We start from the raw sequence: 17,622 nt of genomic DNA, 5'->3' as shown, positions 1-17,622 counted from the left end.
ATACCGGCGCGCAGTGCGAGCCCGTGGGCACTTCCCCAACGACGCCGCCGCGCTGAAATGCCTCTATCTCGTAACCCGGTCACTTGACCCCACCGGGCGAGGTCGGGCACGCTGGGTCACGAGGTGGAAGCCCGCGCTCAACGCCTTCGCTATCACCTTCGAAGGCCGAATCAACTAACAATGCGCCAGGCCAGATCCACCGTTAATCTGACAGACCCTCGCCAGCCCGGCATGACTTACTGCCCCCGTCATACATGATCCGGGAGGTGTTGTCACCGGGTCCTGGTGGCGCGGGTTGATCGCTGATAGGGACACGGCCCACCTCCGTTGGCGGTGTGGCCTCAACGCAGACGTGAAGCGTCCGAGATTCCTGCCGCATCGTTTCCGGTCAGGAAGGATGCAGATCATGCCGAAGAAGTTCACCGACGAGGAGAAGTCCCCGGGCGGTCAGGATGGTGCACGAGCAGCGGTCGGAGTGTCCGACGTTGCGTACCACGTGTGAGGCCGTCGGTTCCCGGTTGGGGATCGGTCGGGAGGCCCTACGGGGGGTGGGTCGGCCGGGCGAAGGTCGTTGCTGGGGAGGTCGAGGGGCTGACCACGGCCGAGCGTGAGGAGGTCCGCCAGTTGAGGGCCGAGGTGCGCAGGTTGCGGGTGGACAACGCGATCGGTGAAGGCCGCGGCGACTTTCTTCGCGGGGGGGGAACTCGACCCCCGAAGGCGAAGCTGATGGGGCATCATCGATGCCCAGCGCGAGTTGGGGTATGCGGTCGAGTCGATCTGCCGGGTCCTGATGATGCAGGGCTGCCAGATCGCCGCACCGACGTACCGGGCCTTGAAGAAGGATCCGGCGCCCACCCGCGCTGAGCTGAAGTTGGCCTACGTGGTCAACACGATCCTCGAGGTCATCTTCACCGTCGACGCCCAGGAACGGCGTCGGCTCACCTCGGAGGGGTTGTACGGGCGACGGAAGCTGACCGCGCTGCTGCGCCGCCAGGGCCATGACGTGAACGGATATGTCGTGGACAAGGCGATGCGTCTGCCCGGCCATGCCGGGATCCGCCACGGCCGCCAGGTCCGCACGACCATTCCCGTCAAGGACGGCCGCCGGGCCGGGGACCTGCTGAACCGGGACTTCACCGCCCCAGCGCCCAACCACGTGTGGGTGGCCGACTTCACCTACTGCCGGACCTGGGCCGGCTTCTGCTACACCGCGTTCGGCCCAGCTTCCAAGGCCGTACCGGCACCTCGCTGCTGACAGCCCGTTCCCTGCCATCAGCCAAGGCGCCGTGGCTTCGCAATCAGCCTTGACGCTGACCTACGTCGGGTCACAAAATCCGCGTTACCACCCTGGCAAAGACAGCGCATATGAAACGATGTCCACCGCCCGCAGATTCCGTCACCGGAAAGAAGACGGCTTTGTTTACGACGCCGGGGGTACACCCATGCGCCCGTCAGAGGCCGGGGAACCAGAGCGCGATCTCCCGCGCCGCCGACTCCGTCGAGTCCGACGCGTGCACCGCGTTGCGGGGGCCGCTTTCGCCGAAGTCGGCGCGGATAGTGCCGGGGTCGGCCTTCGTCGGGTCCGTGGCGCCGTTGAGCTCGCGCACGCGCGCGACGGAGCCCTCCCCGCGCAGCACCAGCGGGACCATGGGCCCGCTGGTCATGAACGTGCGCAGGTTCGGGTAGAAGTCGCGCTCGAGGTGCTCCTCGTAGTGCCGGTCGGCGAACTCTCCGTCGATGGTGCGCAGGTCCATCGCGACGATGCTCAGCCCTGCCTCCTCGTAGCGGGCCAGGACCTTGCCGACGTTGCCGGCCTCGACGACGTCGGGCTTGATGATGACGAGCGTGGTTTCGCTCACTGCGGGTTACCTCCCTGCCGGTGGGCCTCGATCCTCTTCCCGAGGATGACACACGTCGCCCAGATCAAAGCGAAGATGATACCCATGGCGTACATCCAGGGCGTCAGGACGCCCAAACCGACGAGGACGACCTGGGCCGCCCAGCCGAGCAGGTAACCCCAGCGCTTCCGCAGGCCTGCGATCCCCGCGATGCACAGCACCGTCGCGACGGCGCTCCACACGGCGGCGACGGTCAGGTCGATGCCGGAGACCTGGATCATGCCGATGTAGGCCAGCCACACGATGATGACCTCGAACAGCAGCACGGACATGGCCGCGCTGCGCATCGGGTTGTCGGGCGCGAGCGTCACTTCTTGTCCCCCGCCTTCAGCAGGTCCCGCGCCTCACCCGCGGCGATGACGGAGCCGGCGACCAGCACACCCGCCTGCGCGCTGGCGGTGTCGGCCAGCATCACGGCCAGGTCCAGCGCCTCACGCATGGTGGCGGCGCGGTGCACCTTGCTCGTCTCCCACACCGTCTCGGCGACTGCGGCGAGGTCGTCGACGGGCCGGGCGCGCGTCGTCGAGGACACTGCCGTGATGACCACCTGGTCCATCTTCTCCGCGAAGATCTCCAGGACCTCCTCGGCGTTCTTGTCCTGCATCATCGCCACCACGCCGATGGTGGGCGCGAAGTCGAAGCTCTCCTCCACCGCGTCGATGGTGGCGCGCGCGGCCTGCGTGTTGTGCGCGGTGTCGATGACGATGGGCGGCGAGGTGCGCGCCAGCTCGAGCCGTGCCGGGGCCTCCACTGCGCCCAGTCCCTCGACGATGATCTCGGGGTTGAGCGGCTTGCCACCCAGGAAGGCCTCGACCGCGGCGACGGCGAGGGCAGCGTTGCGCGCCATGTGTTCGCCGTACAGCGGGAGGAAGACGTCGCCGACGGGCCCGCCGGTGGTGTCGATGCGCAACAGCTGACCGCCCACGGCGAGGCCGCGCTCGAGTAGTCCGAAATCGGGGCCCTCGGCCTTGATCGGGACACCGGCCTCGACGGCGGCCTGCAGCAGCACCTTCGCTGCCTCGGGATCCTGGCCTGCGAACACCGCGGTGCCGCCAGGCTTGATGATGCCGGCCTTCTCGCCGGCGATCTCGGTGAGCGTGTGGCCGAGGATGTGCATGTGGTCCATGCCGATGGGGGTCACGACGGCGACCTGGGCATCGGCCACCGAGGTGGCGTCCCAACGACCCCCGAGGCCAACCTCCATCACGGCGACGTCCACCGGCGCGTCCGCGAACGCGGCGTAGGCCATGCCGGTGATGACCTCGAAGAACGTCATGGCGACGCCGTCGTGGGCCTGCTCGTCGACCATCGCGACGTAGGGCTCGATGTCGGCCCACACCTCGTCGAACCGCTCCTCGCTGATGGGCTCGCCGTCGATGACGATGCGCTCGCGCACGTCAGACAGGTGCGGGCTGGCGAACCGGCCTGTCCGCAGGCCGGCCGACCGCAGCAGCGTCTCGATCATGATGGCGGTGCTGCCCTTGCCGTTGGTGCCGGCCACCTGGATCACCGGATAGGCGCGCTGGGGTTCGCCGAGGAGGTCCATCAGCGCTGCCACCCGGCTGAGGCTGGGCGCCACCCGATGCTCGGGCCAGCGGCTGGTCAGCGCCTTCGTCAACGCGGCGTGTGTGGTTTCAGTCATGGTGGGGCCAGCGTACTCGGCCACGCGTGAACGCACAGGATCCTCACAGGTGTAGTCGCTGTTTCAACTACCGCGCGATGGTTATCATTGCTGCGACGTGAGCGTGCACGCGACGGTGCCCGCAGTACAGGAACCCGAATGGAGCACCCCATGGCCAACAACTCGAACCTCAGCAAGCGCGCAGCGCTGCGCCAGGCGCAGGAGATGGAGGAGCGCAACAAGCGCAACAAGCGCGTGATGATGGTCGGCCTCGGCCTGGCCGCGCTCGTGGTGGTCGTCGTGCTCGCGATCGTGATCGTCCAAGCCGTCGGCAACCGCACCTCCGTCGCCGAGAACCAGCTGACGCCGACGGGCGCCACGGAGTCCAACGGCATCCTGATGTCGGACAAGGCCCCCACCGAGGACAAGCCCCACCTGATCATCTGGGAGGACTTCCAGTGCCCCTCGTGCGCCAACGCGCACGCCACGCTGGGCCCCATCGTCGAGCAGCTCGTGGCCGACGACTCCATCACCACCGAGATCCGCACCGCCACCTTCCTGGACCGCGGCCGTGAGGACGGCCCGTCGTTCCGCACCGCAGTGGCCGCCGCCGCCGCGAAGGAGGTCGGCAAGTACGACGATTTCCACCGCGTGATCTTCGGCTTCCAGGACACCGGCTACACCGACCAGGTGCTCCGCAACGACGTGCCCGAGGCGGCCGGCATCACCGGCGACGCGCTGACCCGCTACACCGAGCTGTACAACAGCCGCTCCTTCAAGGACTGGGTCGACACCTCCGCCCAGCGGTTCGCCGACGACGGCGTCGACGCCACCCCGGCCTACGTCGTCTCGGGCCAGCGCCTCGACCTGGGCACCGTGGAGCCGACCGCCGACGGCCTGCTCTCCGCGATCAACGCGGCCTGGGAAGAGGGCGGCAAGAAGATCGACGAGAAGCCGGAGCCCTACCAGGGCTGATCCCCCGCAGGAACCCTTTGCGGCCGCCGTCTCGCCAGATCGAGGCGGCGGCCGAACCTCGCTAAGATTCGACGCATGACTGACACCACCGCGTCCGATCACGCCCTGCCCGAGAAGCCCGTCCTCGAAGGACTGGAGGCCAAGTGGGGCAAGGTATGGGACGACGAGGGGACCTACGCCTTCCGTCGCCCGTCCTCGCGCGACGCGGTGTTCAGCATCGACACTCCCCCGCCGACCGTGTCCGGCTCGCTGCACGTTGGCCACGTGTTCAGCTACACGCACACCGACACGGTGGCCCGCTACCAGCGCATGCGCGGCAAGGAAGTGTTCTACCCGATGGGCTGGGACGACAACGGCCTGCCCACCGAACGCCGCGTGCAGAACTACTACGGCGTGCGCTGCGACCCGTCGCTGCCGTACGACCCGGACTTCCAGCCGCCGGCGAAGCCGGACCCGAAGCGCCAGGTCGCGATCAGCCGCCGCAACTTCATCGAGCTGTGCGAGGAACTGACGCACGTCGACGAGCAGGCGTTCGAGAACCTGTGGAAGCAGCTGGGCCTCTCCGTGGACTGGAACACGCTCTACACCACCATCTCGCCGGCGGCCCAGTCGATCGCCCAGCGTGCGTTCCTGCGCAACCACGCGCGCGGCGAGGCCTACCTCGACCATGCGCCCACGCTGTGGGACGTGACGTTCCAGACCGCCGTCGCGCAGGCGGAGCTCGAGGCCCGCGAGTACCCGGGCCACTACCACCGGGTCGCATTCCACAAGCCCGACGGCGAGCCGGTCTGGATCGAGACGACCCGCCCCGAGCTGATCGTGTCGGTGTGCGCCCTCATCGCCCATCCTGACGACGAGCGGTACCAGGACCTGTTCGGCACGACGGTGACCTCGCCCATCTTCGGCGTGGAGATCCCCGTGCTGGCGCACCCGGCGGCAGAGCCCGACAAGGGCGCCGGCATCGCCATGTGCTGTACGTTCGGCGACCTGACCGACGTCCAGTGGTGGCGCGAACTCGACCTGCCCACCCGCACCGTCATCGGGCGCGACGGCCGGTTCCAGACCGAGACGCCCGAGTGGATCGTCAACACCGAGGCCTACGAGACGCTGGCCGGCAAGACGGCGTTCTCCGCGCGCGAGGCCACCGTCGCCCAGTTGCGCGACTCGGGTGACATGGTCGACGACCCGAAGCCCACCACCCGCATGGCGAACTTCTACGAGAAGGGCGACAAGCCGCTCGAGATCGTGGCCACCCGCCAGTGGTACATCACCAACGGCGGTCGCGACGAGGACCTCAAGGGCGCCCTGCTGCAGCGCGGCAAGGACCTCGAGTGGACTCCGGAGCACATGTCGCACCGCTACGAGAACTGGGTCTCCGGCCTCAACGGCGACTGGCTGATCTCCCGCCAGCGCTTCTTCGGCGTGCCGTTCCCGGTCTGGTACCAGTTGGACGCCGACGGCGAGCCCATCTACGACACCCCGATCGTCGCCGACGAGGCCTCGCTGCCCGTCGACCCCATGACCGACGCCCCGGCCGGCTACTCCGAGGAGCAGCGCAACCAGCCCGGCGGCTTCATGGCGGACCCCGACGTGATGGACACGTGGGCCACGTCGTCGCTCACCCCGCACCTGGCCACCGGCTGGGAGCGCGACGAGGAACTGTTCAACCTCACGTTCCCGATGGACATGGCGCCGCAGGCCCACGACATCATCCGCACCTGGCTGTTCAGCCGCGTGGTGCGCGCGCACTTCGAGAACGGCACGCTGCCGTGGAAGCGCGCCACCATCTCCGGGTTCGTGGTGGACCCTGACCGCAAGAAGATGTCGAAGTCGAAGGGCAACGTGATCGTGCCCACCGACATCCTCGACAAGTACGGCTCCGACGCGGTGCGCTGGCGCGCCGCCATGGCGCGCCCCGGCCAGGACTCGCCGTTCGACGAGACGCAGATGAAGGTCGGCCGTCGCCTCGCGATGAAGATCCTCAACGCCGGCAAGTTCGTGCTGTCCATGCAGGACGCACCCGCGTCGCTCGAGGCCGTCACGAACCCGGTGGACAAGGCGCTGCTGCAGGGCCTGGCGACCGTCGTGGACAAGGCGACGACGGAGTTCGAGGAGTTCGACTACACCGGCGCCCTCGAGGCCACCGAGACCTTCTTCTGGTCCTTCTGCGACGACTACCTCGAGCTCGTGAAGGAGCGCGCCTACAGCGGCCCCGCCGCAGAGAAGGCCTCCGCCCAGGCCGCGCTCGCCATCGCGCTGAGCGTGCAGCTGCGCCTGTTCGCGCCGTTCCTGCCGTTCGTGGCCGAAGAGGTCTGGCGCTGGACCAACGAGGAGTCGGTGCACCGCTCCGCGTGGCCGGCCACGGACGAGCTTGCCGTCGACGGCGACGCCACCCTGCTGGCAGACGTCGCGGAGGCGCTCATCGCGATCCGCGGCGCGAAGTCGAACGCCAAGGTGTCCATGCGCGCCGAGGTGGTGAAGGCCACCTTCCACGGCCCGGCGGCCGCGCTGGAGCGCCTCAAGGCCATCGAGCCCGACCTGCGCGCCGTCGGCCGCCTGGCAGGCGATGTCGAGTGGGCCGAGGGCGGCGAGCACATCGTCGCGGACGTCGAGCTGGCCGAGGCCAACTGAGCCGACTCGGCACCGCCGCCGTGATCTAGAACCGCGGCGGCGGGAAGGCCGGCGCAGTGGCGGCGGGCCTGCCGTTCAGCCGGCTGAGCGCCTCGTCGACGGCGGCGTCCAATTGCTTGTCCGCGCCGGACTCCCAGTCCGCCGGGCCCATCTCCACCTCGATGTCGGGATCGGCCCCGTGGTTCTCCAGCCCGAAGCCGTGCTTGTCGAACGCGATCCAGTACCGCGGCTGCGTCACCTCGGTGCCGTCGACCAGCGTGAACCGGCCGTCGATCCCGATGACGCCACCCCAGCTGCGCTCCCCGACCACGGGGCCGAGTGCGAGGTTCTGGGCGGCGGCGGTGACGATGTCGCCGTCAGAACCGGCGAAGCGGTTGGTGACGAACACCACCGGCCCGCGGGCCGCCTGGCTCGGGTAGGTGGTGGCACCCGCATGGTGGCGGGCGCCAACCCAGCCGATCGCGCGGCGCGACAGCCGCTCGATGACCAACTCGGAGGTGTGGCCGCCGCCGTTGAACCGCACGTCGACGACCACGCCGTCGCAGGCCATCGCGGCGTCGATGAGGCGGTGGAACTCGGCCCAGCCCCGGGCCACCATGTCGGGCACGTGGACGTAGCCGATCCGGCCGCCGGAGCGCTGCCGCACGTACTCCACCCGGCTGGCGACCCACTGGTGGTAGCGCAGCGGCGACTCGCTGCTGATCGGCACGACGGCGACCCGGCGCTTCTGCCTGCCCCGCGCCAGCGTCAGCTCGACCACCTTGTCCGACGCCCCCTGCAGCAGGGCGCCGATGTGCGGCGCGTCCGCGGTGGGGCGGCCGTCGACCGCCACGATGACGTCGCCCGGCTCGGCGGCGACTCCGGCCGCGCGCAGCGGCGACCGCGCCGTCGGGTCCGAGGTCTCGCCGGGCAGGATGGAGTCGATGACCACCTCGCCCTTGGCGTTGCGCGTGAACGTGGCGCCGAGGTAGCCGACGGACGGGCCGTCGTCGTCGGGCGGTGAGACGTAGGCGTGCGACGTGTTGAGCTCGCCCACGGTCTCCCAGAGCACGTCGAGGAGGTCGTCGTGCGTCGCGATGTCGTCCAGCAGCGGGCGGTAGCGGGCGACGGCGGCGTCCCAGTCGGTGCCGTCGAAGTCGGCGCGCCAGAAGTGGTCACGCATGAGGCGGGCGTTCTCCTCGAACATCTGGCGCCACTCGGCGCGCTGGTACACCTCGCGGCGGAGGCGCCCCAGGTCGACGGCGATCCTGGCCTCGTCGTCGTCTCCGGGGGCCTGCTCGGCTCCCTGCACCCAGATCTCGTCGCCATTGCGCACGACGAGCCGCTCGCCGTCGCCGCTGACGCCAGCGCCGTCGCAGCCCTCCACCACCGTCGAGACCTTGCGGGTCTTCAGCGAGAAGTGCTCGATGACGTCCTTGACCTCGCCCTCGACCCCAGCCCGTAGGGCGCCCAGTTCGCCGAGGGAGCGCAGCGACTGCCACACGAAGCCGGTCTTCGTGGCCTGGAGGTGCACGTAGCGCCCGGACGGCACCGGGAACGGCACCATCCGGTCCTCGACGCCTGCGGTGTCGAAGACCATCGCGGGCGGCTCGGAGTCCTTGTCCTGGCTCTCGATCTTGCCCTGGGCGTCGTCGCCGCCCTTGTCGTCAGCCTTGTCGTCGTCCTTGTCGTCCTCGTCCGCCTCGCTGATGGCCCAGCCGTCCGGCGAGGGCCCGAACGGAGCAGGTTCGGAGGCGCTGAGCGGCACGAGCCATGGGCGGACGGTGTTGGTGAACGAGAGGTCGAACGTGAGCTCGTCGTAGGTGGGGTCGATCGTGCGGCTCGACAGGAACGCCAGGTACTTCCCGTCGTCGGTGAAGACCGGCGAGAAGTCGTTGAACTGTCCGCGGGTGAGCGTGAAGGCGTGCTTCTCGGTCAGGTCGTAGCCCACGAGCTGGCCGAGCATGCCCTCCTGCGCGATGGCGTTGCGCCACACCACGTAGCGGCCGTCAGGTGACCATGCGAAGCCGGACGGTTCGCCGACGGTGGAGCGGCCGATTTCCTTGACCGACCCGCGCGCGACGTCGACGAGGTGGACCGTGCCGTCGTGGCTGCCGACGGCGATGCGGGTGCCCTGCCGGTTCGCCTCCAGCGTCATGACCCGCCCCAGGCGGCCGGCGGCGATGCGCTTGGGCCGGTCCCCTCCCTCGATGAGCCGGAGCTCCAGGGAGTCCTCACCCTCGGCGTCGGTGACCCAGACGGCCTTGCCGGCCTTGTGGTCGAGGAAGCGCGGCTCCCGGATCCGCACGCCGGCGGTGTCCGCCAGTGCACGGGCGGGACCGCCGCGGTGCGTCAGGTAGTAGGCCGCGCCTCGCCACTCGAGCAGCGAGCCGTCGCCGCCGTGGTCGGGCACGAGGGACTCCAGCCGCTCGGTGGGGTGCACCGGGAGGGGCGGCGGCGCCCCGATGCCGGTGGTCAGCTCGATCAGTTGCGGCTCGGCCTTGAGGCTGGCGAGGTGGAAGAGCTGGCCGCGGGAGTGGTAGACCACGCCCTGTCCGTCGCTGGTGGCGTCGCGGACGTAGCCGTCGGCGACGGTGTGCGACGTGTGGTTGCGCAGGTCGCGGCCCTCCTTGCTGACCGACCACACCTGCGCCTGCACGCCCGGCGCGTCGCCGAGGTCGGAGGTGAACGCCAAGCGGTTGCCCACCCACGTGGGGTGGTGGAGGCCGGCCTCGACCTCGGGCAGGATGCGTGTCCACTGCCCCTTGCCGTCGCCGATGTGGATCTGGGCGGCCATGCCGCCGCGGTAGCGCTTCCAGCCGGACGGGTCGCGATGGTTGACCGAGGCCACGGCGACCCGGCCGCTGCTGTGCACGGCCGCCGACGTCGCCGCGCCCCAGGGCAGCCGCTTGAGGTCGCCCTCGAGCGACAGGGAGTACAGATAGGTGTCCACGCGGTGGAGGCCCTCGTGGTCGGAGCTGAGGAGGACATGCCCGTCGTCCAGCCAGCCGGACACGGCGAGGCGGCGCGTGCCCAGCCACGTCAGGCGCCGCGTGCCGCCGTCGAGTTCCACGACGTAGGCGTCCCAGCGGCCGTGCGTGGTGGCGGTGTAGGCCACCTTCGAGCCGTCGGGCGAGAACCGCGGGTTGCGCGGTGTGGACTCGCCGACGGTGATGCGCGCAGCGCGCCCACCGGCCAGGGGGCCCAGCCACAGGTCGTCATCTGCGACGAAGACGACCTGGTCCTGGTGGAGGTGCGGGAAACGTCGATAACCTCGGGTCACCCGTCCCACCTTACTGGCCGGACGGAGTGCGGAGGCGCCGCCTCAGCGGCTGGTCATGCAGGCCAGTGGGATCAGGCGGAGAGGTCGCGGCGACGCGCGACCTTGGCGCGCGGCACGAGCGTGGGGGCCTCCTGACCGAGGACCGATTCCTTGGTCACGATGACCTGCGCCACGTCCTCGTCGGACGGCACGTCGAACATGACGTCGAGGAGCAACTCCTCGAGGATGGCCCGGAGGCCACGCGCGCCGGTGCCGCGCTCCAGCGCGAGGCCGGCGACGGCGGCGATGGCGCCGTCCTCGAAGTCGAGTTGCACGCCGTCGAGCTCGAACAGCTTCTGGAACTGACGCACCAGGGCGTTCTTGGGCTCCACGAGGATGCGGGTCAGCGCGTCTTCGTCGAGCGGCGAGACGGTGGTCAGCATCGGCAGGCGGCCGATGAACTCGGGGATGAGGCCGAACTTGTGCAGGTCTTCGGGGCGCACCTGCGAGAACGGGTCAACCTCTGGGGTGCGGGCCTCGGCCTTGTTGTTGAACCCGAGCGGGCGACGGCCGACGCGCTGGTTGATGATCTCGTCGAGCCCCGCGAAGGCGCCTCCGACGATGAACAGCACCTTGGTGGTGTCGATCTGCAGGAAGTCCTGGTGCGGGTGCTTGCGGCCGCCCTGCGGCGGGACGGCGGCGACGGTGCCCTCGAGGATCTTCAGCAGCGCCTGCTGGACGCCCTCGCCCGAGACGTCGCGCGTGATCGAGGGGTTCTCCGACTTGCGGGCGACCTTGTCGATCTCGTCGATGTAGATGATGCCGGTCTCGGCCTTGGCGATGTCGAAGTCTGCGGCCTGGATGAGCTTGAGGAGGATATTCTCGACGTCCTCACCGACGTAGCCGGCCTCCGTCAGCGCCGTGGCATCCGCCATCGCGAACGGGACGTTCAGCATGCGGGCCAGCGTCTGGGCCAAGTAGGTCTTGCCGCAGCCGGTGGGGCCGATCAGCAGGATGTTGGACTTGCCGACCTCGACGTCGTCGGAGTCTGCGCGGCGGCCACGGCTGCCGTGCTCGGCCTGGATGCGCTTGTAGTGGTTGTAGACCGCCACCGACAGCGTCTTCTTGGCGCCGTCCTGGCCGATGACGTAAGTGTCGAGGAAGTCGCGGATCTCACGCGGCTTCGGGAGTTCCTTCACCAGGCCCGTCTCGGGGGCGTCGGGGAACTCCTCCTCGATGATCTCGTTGCACAGCCCGATGCACTCGTCGCAGATGTAGACGCCTGGGCCGGCGATCAACTTCTTCACCTGCTTCTGCGTCTTCCCACAGAAATTGCACTTGAACAGGTCGCCGGATTCACCGATGCGTGCCACGACGTCCACCTCCCGCCAACAGTTCCAAGATTGTGTGCCTGTGTCCTCACCACACTACCCGCGATGGGGTGCGGCGAAGGGACGAACCGCCGGGCGGCCCGGGGGCAACTGCCCGGGCGCCCGGCGGGGTCGTCAGGGTGGGTCAGAGACCCTTCAGCGACGGCAGGATGTCGTCGATGATGCCGTACTCGATCGCCTCGTTGGCGGTGAGGTACTTGTCGCGCTCGATGTCCTTGCTGACCTTCGAGACCTCCTGGCCGGTGTCCCCGGCGAGCATCTCCTCCATCAGGGAGCGGATGCGCAGAATCTCGCGGGCCTGGATCTCCAGGTCGGAGGACTGGCCGTAGCCGCCCTCGGTGGCCGGCTGGTGGATGAGGATGCGCGAGTTGGGCAGCGCCAGGCGCTTGCCCTTCGTGCCGGCGGCGAGGATCACGGCGGCGGCCGAGGCGGCTTGGCCGAGGCACACCGTCTGGATGTCCGGCTTGATGTAGCGCATCGTGTCGTAGATGGCGGTCAGCGCGGTGAACGAGCCGCCGGGCGAGTTGATGTAGATCGAGATGTCACGCTCGGGGTCCATCGACTGCAGCACGAGCAACTGCGCCATGACCGCGTTGGCCACATCGTCGTTGATGGGGGTACCGAGGAAGATGATGCGGTCCTCGAAGAGCTTGGTGTACGGATCCACGCGACGGATGCCGTAGCTGGTGCGCTCCTCCCACTGCGGGATGAAGTAGTTCATGTCGGGACCGACGGGGGCCGTGCCCTGCGGCAGCGCGTTCATGTTGATCATTGGTTGGGAGCCTCCGACTGGATCTGGGACGCACGCTCGTAGACGTGGTCGATGAAGCCGTACTCCAACGCCTGCTCGGCGGTGAACCAGCGGTCACGGTCTGAATCGGCCTCGATCTGCTCGATGCTCTGCCCCGTGTGCTGGGCGATGAGGTTGGCCATGGTCTTCTTGATGTGCAGCGACTGCTCCGCCTGGATGCGGATGTCCGACGCCGTGCCGCCGAGGCCACCCGACGGCTGGTGCATCATGATGCGGCTGTGCGGCAGCGCGAAGCGCTTGCCGGGGGTACCCGCCGAGAGGAGGAACTGCCCCATGGACGCCGCCAGGCCCATCGCGACGGTGGCCACGTCGTTGCTGATCCACTGCATGGTGTCGAAGATCGCCATGCCGGAATCCACCGACCCGCCGGGCGAGTTGATGTAGAGGTAGATGTCCTTGTGGGGGTCCTCCGCGTTGAGCAGCAGCATCTGCGCGCAGATCGCGTTGGCGTTCTCGTCGCGCACCTCGGAGCCGAGGAAGATGATGCGGTTGGCCAGCAACGAGGAGTACACGTTGTCTGTCATGCCGAGGCCTGAGCCCGCGGGCCCGGCCATCCGGATCGGATCGTTTGGAGTCTGAGTCACATCAATAACCTACCGGGTGATTCCGACAACCGAAGCGAAGCGGCGCCTGTTCGCGCACAGCGTGCGCCGTGCGCTCAGACACGGGCGTGCGGGTCGACCTCCGGGCCTGCCGAGATGAGCGCGTCGGGGGCATGGGTGCAACGACGAGCGCCGCCGGCCCTCGCGGGTCCGGCGGCGCTCCGTGGGCGTCTGCGGCGGGTGCCTTACTCGGCGGCCTCGTCGGCGGCGGCCTCGTCGTCGGCGTCCTTGGCCAGGCCGGTGTCGACGGGGTTGCCTTCGGAGTCCTTCACCGTCGCGGCGGCGCAGATCTCAGCCAGGGCCTTGCCGCGACGGATCTCGTTCATCCACTCGGGCATGTGGTTGTGCTCCATCATGTGGTTGATCTCGTCCTGCGGCGTGGTGCCGGACTGCTGGGCCTTGCGGAAGATCAGCTCGGTGAGCTCCTGCTGCGACACGTCGATCGAGTTGGCCTCGGCGTAGACGTCGAGCACGATCTGGGCGCGCAGGGCGTCGGTGGCGCGCTTGTCCATCTCGGCCCAGAAGTCCTCGACCGTCTCGGCTTCTTCCTCCTCGGTCTGCTCGAGGTACTGCTCGACGGTCAGGCCGCCGCGGGCGAGCTGACGCTCGATGTCGGCGCGGCGGGCCTCGAGTTCCTTCTTGAGGACGTTCTCGGGCAGTTCGAAGTCGACCTTCTCCAGGACGGCCTCGAGGACCTTGTCGCGGGCGTCGGCGATCTGGTCGGCGAGGACCTGCTGGTCGGCACCGGCGCGGAGGTCCTGCTTCATCTCGTCGACGGTGTCGAACTCCGAGATGAGCTGGGCGAAGTCGTCGTCGACCTCGGGCAGTTCCTGCTCCGAGACGGTCACGACGGTGACCTCGATGTCTGCCTCCTCGCCACGGTTGCTGCCGCCCACGAGGGTGGAGGTGAAGGTCTTGGACTCGCCGGCCTTGAGGCCGGTGACGGCCTCGTCGAGACCGTCGAGCATGCCCTGGTCGTCGCCGACGACGTAGGAGATGCCCTCGGCGGTGGCGTCGTCGAGCTCCTCGCCGTCCTTGGTGGCCTTCAGGTTGATGGTGAGCAGGTCGCCCTTGGCGGCGGCGCGCTCCACCTCGGTGGTCGTGGCGAAGCGCTTGCGGAGGAGCTCGATGCGCTCTTCGACGAGTTCGTCGACGGAGGATGCGCCCTCGACGGTGGCCTCGATGGTGTTGAAGTCCGGCAGCTCCACCTCGGGGCGGATCTCCACCTCTGCGGTGTACTCCACCACGTCCTTGTCTTCGAGCTTGGTGATGTCCACCTCGGGCTGCGCCATGGGGTAGATCTTGTGCTCGTCGATGGCCTGGTTGTAGGTGTCCGGGATGGCCTCGTTGATGGCCTCCTGCAGGACCATGCCGCGGCCGAACCGCTGGTCGATGACCGTGTTGGGCACCTTCCCCTTACGGAAGCCGGGGATCGTCACCTGCTCGGCGATCTCCTTGTAAGCCTTGTCAAGGTAGGGCTTGAGATCAGCGAAGGGGATCTCGACGGTGAGCTTTACCCGGGTGGGCTTCAGCTTCTCAACGGTGCTGGGCACGAGTGGACTCCTGAGGTGTCAATTTTCGAATCGCGCGTCAGTCTATCGGTCGATGCTCCGGCCACCAACACGCGGGCTCCCGCGCCCGGCTAAAGTCGGGGCCGTGAGCGAGCTGACCAGCAACGTGACCGACACCGCCCTCATTTTCGAGGGCGGCGGCATGCGCGCATCGTTCTCCTCAGGGGTTGTGAGCGTCCTGTTGGAGGCCGGGATCCACGCAGACTGGGTGGGCGGGATCTCCGCCGGTTCGAGTTGCGTGGCCAACTACCTCTCGCGGGACGCCCCGCGTGCAGAGAAATCCTTCGTCGACTTCGCGGCCGAGCCCGAGTTCGGCAACTGGCGCACCTGGCTGCAGGGCAAGGGCATGTTCAATGCCGAATGGATCTATGAACGAACCTCCCTCCCCCATCAGGCGCTCCCCTATGACTGGGAGACGTTCCAGGGGAACCCGGCGCGCGTGGCGATCGGGGCGATGCGCTGCCACGACGGCGAGATGGTCTACTGGGGTCGCGAGGACATCCATCGCATGTATGACCTGATGAAGCGTGTCCGCGCCTCGTCGACGATGCCGTTCTTCATGCCGTTGGCCACCGTCGACGGCGAGGTCTACTGCGACGGCGCGCTCGGCCCCACCGGAGGGTTCGCCCTGGATGCTGCCAAGGCGGCCGGCTTCGAGAAGTTCCTCGTCGTCATGACCCGCACCCGCGGGTACCGCAAGCCGCCGGCCCGGTTCCCCCACGGCTACCGCCGGCTGTTCCGCCAGTATCCGTCCATCGCCCACGGAGTGCTGGAGCGGCCCGCCAACTACAACCGCACCCTCGGGGAATTGTTCGAGCTCGAACGGCAGGGGCGCGCCTACCTGGTGTTCCCGGAGCGGATGCCGATCAGTAACTCCGAGCGTCGGGTCCCGGTGTTGCGCTCAGTCCTCCACGCGGCCCGGGAACAGACCCACCGCGAACTGGACGCCATCCGGGACTTCCTGGGCCTGGAGGGCGCCGGAGACGGTGGCCGATGAGCAGGTTTCCAGGCTTGGTCAGATCGCTGATACACTCGTCTGCGGTTCTGCGGATGTAGCTCAATGGTAGAGCCCTAGTCTTCCAAACTAGCTACGCGGGTTCGATTCCCGTCATCCGCTCGATGCAGAGATCCACCTGGCCGGAAGCTTCCGGCTAGGTGCTTCCCTGTTCACGGGGCGTAGCGTAGTGGCTAGCGCGCCTGCTTTGGGAGCAGGAGACCGCAGGTTCGAGTCCTGTCGCCCCGACCATTTTCGTACTGTCGCCCTGACCTGGGGTTTAGGCTCAACGACAAGGCCTTTTGCCAAAAAGTGTTGGGGACAGGAGAGGTCACAAATACCCTCCAGGGGACATAGATTGCCCCAACTTTGCCCCAAAATTCCGAATTTGGGGCAATCGAAACCCCTAGTCAGCGCGGTACGCTGGAGACGCGCGATCCGGAGTTCTTGGAGGGGTCTCATGGCACACAAGCGCAGGCTGTTCGGGAGCATCGAACGTCGACCAGGCGGCTACAGGGCCCGGTACGTCGGTGTCGATGGGAGGCGCTACGACGCGCCGCATCTCTTCCTGACAAGGATCGACGCGGAAGGCTGGCTGAGCGAGGTCCATCGCGAAGTCCTGCAGGGCACATGGCGGCCACCCCAGAGGGACACCGGCCAGGGCTCCGAACTCGAGTTCCTGTCGGGCTTCGCCCGCCGCTGCATCGCCGAGCGCGATCTCACCCCGCGAACGCGCGAGGAGTACGAGAAGCTGCTCGAGAACCTGATCCTGCCGACGCTGGGCGACGTCCAGCTGCGCTTTCTCGAGCCGGACAGGATCCGGCGCTGGTACTCCACCGTCCTCACGGACGACAAGCCGACGCAGCGCAAGCACTCCTACTCGCTGCTCCGCTCGATCCTGCGCGAGGCGGAGGAAGAGGGGCTCATCGAACGGAACCCCTGCCGGATCCGCAACGCCGGTCGCGTCCGCCGCACGCGCGACATCGAGCCCGCCTCGCCGGTCGAGCTGAACCGGCTCCTCGACCTCCCCGCTCGTCAGGGGCTTCCGGTGCTCCTGGCCGGATGGTGCGGACTGCGCGCGGGGGAGGTGCGCGGGCTCCGCCGCCGCGACCTGGACCTCTCCGAGGGGGTCGTCCACGTGCGGCAGGCCATCACCCGGACGAAGGGCGAGGTGCACATCGGGCCCCCCAAGACCACCGCCGGCATCCGTGACGTCGGAATCCCGCCCCACCTTCTCCCACACCTGGCGAAGTACGTGGCCAAGCTGCCCGTCGCGGGACGTGACGGGTTCCTCTTCCCCGGCCAGGACGGCGTCTCGCCGATGTCGGAGAAGGCCCTGCGCTACGCCTACGACCAGGCCCGGAAGGTCACGGGGCGCGAGGATCTCACGTTCCACGACCTGCGTCACAGCGCCGCTTCGCTCGCCGGCATGACCGGGGCCACCACCGCCGAACTCAAGTCGATGATGGGCCACGCGACAGCAGGCATGGTCGAGCGCTACCAGCACGCGAACAGAGCATCCCGTGCCCGCCTGGCCGAGAACATGAGCAAACTCGCCGACCAGTAGATCCACGCCCTCCCTCAAGCCAGGCCCGCGGAGACCGGACGCCGGCTGACAGGGTCCGAAAGTCGCTGACGCGGGATCGCCTCCTCCGCCGGGTTACTAGAGATGCACCCGCTTCGCGCCTCAGCCGATGAGACGCGCAGGATCCCCGGGAGCATCAGCGCCTCAGGGCACCGATCAGCACTTCCGTGCTCGGAAAGGAGCGGTCGCCATGCCTGCCACCCAGCGTCACCCCCGTGAGCTCGTGTCCCCCCGTTACCTTCTAGGTAGCCCCGATGGTCGGGGTTCTGGTCACCAGGCCCGGCATGACTTACTGCCCCTGT

The 17,622-nt window shown here is 68.4% G+C and carries 13 protein-coding genes, 2 tRNA genes, 1 pseudogene and 1 other annotated feature; of the genes and pseudogenes, 8 read left to right on the top strand and 8 right to left on the bottom strand.

Going from position 1 to position 17,622, the window contains the following annotated elements:
- Both ABEA30_RS13510 and ABEA30_RS13505 read left to right on the top strand, forming a co-directional pair.
- On the top strand, positions 1-178 hold a 178-nt coding region (locus tag ABEA30_RS13510; RefSeq protein WP_425584639.1), incomplete at its 5' end, for a transposase.
- A gap of 503 nt (positions 179-681) precedes the next feature.
- Positions 682-817 (top strand) — a sequence feature (AL1L pseudoknot).
- 15 nt (positions 818-832) lie between these two features.
- Positions 833-1,255 carry a hypothetical protein gene (locus tag ABEA30_RS13505; protein ID WP_345583720.1) on the top strand — a complete coding sequence of 141 codons (423 nt, stop codon included), beginning with the start codon at positions 833-835 and terminating at the stop codon, positions 1,253-1,255.
- 196 nt (positions 1,256-1,451) lie between these two features.
- Here the strand turns inward: ABEA30_RS13505 and ndk are convergent, their stop codons facing one another.
- Genes ndk through ABEA30_RS13490 form a run of 3 tightly spaced genes read right to left on the bottom strand, consistent with a single transcriptional unit; the run spans position 1,452 to position 3,540 of the window.
- On the bottom strand, positions 1,452-1,859 hold the full coding sequence (gene ndk / locus ABEA30_RS13500) for a nucleoside-diphosphate kinase (RefSeq protein ID WP_345583718.1): 408 nt from the start codon (positions 1,857-1,859) through the stop codon (positions 1,452-1,454).
- On the bottom strand, positions 1,856-2,209 hold the full coding sequence (locus ABEA30_RS13495; protein WP_345583716.1) for a DUF4233 domain-containing protein: 354 nt from the start codon (positions 2,207-2,209) through the stop codon (positions 1,856-1,858). The genes ndk and ABEA30_RS13495 overlap by 4 nt, the downstream gene beginning before the upstream one ends.
- On the bottom strand, positions 2,206-3,540 hold the full coding sequence (locus tag ABEA30_RS13490; protein WP_345583714.1) for a bifunctional folylpolyglutamate synthase/dihydrofolate synthase: 1,335 nt from the start codon (positions 3,538-3,540) through the stop codon (positions 2,206-2,208). The genes ABEA30_RS13495 and ABEA30_RS13490 overlap by 4 nt, the downstream gene beginning before the upstream one ends.
- Before the next feature lie 150 nt (positions 3,541-3,690).
- Between ABEA30_RS13490 and ABEA30_RS13485 the strand changes: the two genes are divergently transcribed.
- Both ABEA30_RS13485 and valS read left to right on the top strand, forming a co-directional pair.
- Positions 3,691-4,494, top strand: a complete 804-nt coding sequence (locus tag ABEA30_RS13485) for a DsbA family protein (protein WP_345583712.1) — start codon at positions 3,691-3,693, stop codon at positions 4,492-4,494.
- Between the two features lie 75 nt (positions 4,495-4,569).
- Positions 4,570-7,125 (top strand): valine--tRNA ligase, encoded by a 2,556-nt coding sequence (gene valS, locus ABEA30_RS13480; protein ID WP_345583710.1) that lies wholly within the window; start codon positions 4,570-4,572, stop codon positions 7,123-7,125.
- Between the two features lie 25 nt (positions 7,126-7,150).
- On the opposite strand, the gene ABEA30_RS13475 is transcribed toward valS, so the two are convergent.
- The 5 genes and pseudogenes from ABEA30_RS13475 to tig form a co-directional block, all read right to left on the bottom strand.
- Positions 7,151-10,387, bottom strand: coding sequence for a S41 family peptidase (locus ABEA30_RS13475; protein ID WP_345583708.1), 3,237 nt, complete (start codon positions 10,385-10,387; stop codon positions 7,151-7,153).
- A 71-nt stretch (positions 10,388-10,458) separates the two neighbouring features.
- Positions 10,459-11,739 (bottom strand): ATP-dependent Clp protease ATP-binding subunit ClpX, encoded by a 1,281-nt coding sequence (gene clpX / locus ABEA30_RS13470; protein WP_345583706.1) that lies wholly within the window; start codon positions 11,737-11,739, stop codon positions 10,459-10,461.
- A 142-nt stretch (positions 11,740-11,881) separates the two neighbouring features.
- Complete coding sequence (locus ABEA30_RS13465; RefSeq protein WP_345583724.1) at positions 11,882-12,478, bottom strand: ATP-dependent Clp protease proteolytic subunit; 597 nt, start codon at positions 12,476-12,478, stop codon at positions 11,882-11,884.
- Between the two features lie 47 nt (positions 12,479-12,525).
- Positions 12,526-13,122 (bottom strand): ATP-dependent Clp protease proteolytic subunit, encoded by a 597-nt coding sequence (locus ABEA30_RS13460; RefSeq protein ID WP_345583722.1) that lies wholly within the window; start codon positions 13,120-13,122, stop codon positions 12,526-12,528.
- A 31-nt stretch (positions 13,123-13,153) separates the two neighbouring features.
- Positions 13,154-14,723 (bottom strand): annotated as a pseudogene (tig, locus tag ABEA30_RS13455) (trigger factor).
- A gap of 103 nt (positions 14,724-14,826) precedes the next feature.
- On the opposite strand from tig, the gene ABEA30_RS13450 reads away from it, so the two are divergent.
- From ABEA30_RS13450 to ABEA30_RS13435, 4 genes are all read left to right on the top strand, one after another.
- Positions 14,827-15,738, top strand: a complete 912-nt coding sequence (locus ABEA30_RS13450) for a patatin-like phospholipase family protein (protein ID WP_345583702.1) — start codon at positions 14,827-14,829, stop codon at positions 15,736-15,738.
- Positions 15,739-15,787: 49 nt separating this feature from the next.
- A tRNA-Gly gene (locus ABEA30_RS13445) sits at positions 15,788-15,858 on the top strand.
- 53 nt (positions 15,859-15,911) lie between these two features.
- Positions 15,912-15,987 (top strand) — tRNA-Pro (locus ABEA30_RS13440).
- Positions 15,988-16,195: 208 nt separating this feature from the next.
- Positions 16,196-17,302 (top strand): tyrosine-type recombinase/integrase, encoded by a 1,107-nt coding sequence (locus tag ABEA30_RS13435; protein WP_345583700.1) that lies wholly within the window; start codon positions 16,196-16,198, stop codon positions 17,300-17,302.
- The last annotated feature ends 320 nt before the right edge of the window (positions 17,303-17,622 follow it).

Origin of the sequence: Tessaracoccus lubricantis (genome assembly GCF_039544535.1) — a bacterium.
Classification (GTDB): Bacteria; Actinomycetota; Actinomycetes; order Propionibacteriales; family Propionibacteriaceae; genus Arachnia; species Arachnia lubricantis.
The sequence above is the reverse complement of the archived record's forward strand: the minus strand, read 5'-3'. Positions and strand labels throughout refer to the sequence as shown.

Excerpts from the sequence above, each read along its gene's own strand:
- ABEA30_RS13490 (WP_345583714.1), bottom strand. The coding sequence starts at position 3,540 with ATGACTGAAACCACACACGCCGCGTTGACGAAGGCGCTGACCAGCCGC.
- ABEA30_RS13485 (WP_345583712.1), top strand. The coding sequence starts at position 3,691 with ATGGCCAACAACTCGAACCTCAGCAAGCGCGCAGCGCTGCGCCAGGCG.
- valS (WP_345583710.1), top strand. The coding sequence starts at position 4,570 with ATGACTGACACCACCGCGTCCGATCACGCCCTGCCCGAGAAGCCCGTC.
- ABEA30_RS13465 (WP_345583724.1), bottom strand. The coding sequence starts at position 12,478 with ATGAACTACTTCATCCCGCAGTGGGAGGAGCGCACCAGCTACGGCATC.
- ABEA30_RS13460 (WP_345583722.1), bottom strand. The coding sequence starts at position 13,122 with ATGGCCGGGCCCGCGGGCTCAGGCCTCGGCATGACAGACAACGTGTAC.
- ABEA30_RS13435 (WP_345583700.1), top strand. The coding sequence starts at position 16,196 with ATGGCACACAAGCGCAGGCTGTTCGGGAGCATCGAACGTCGACCAGGC.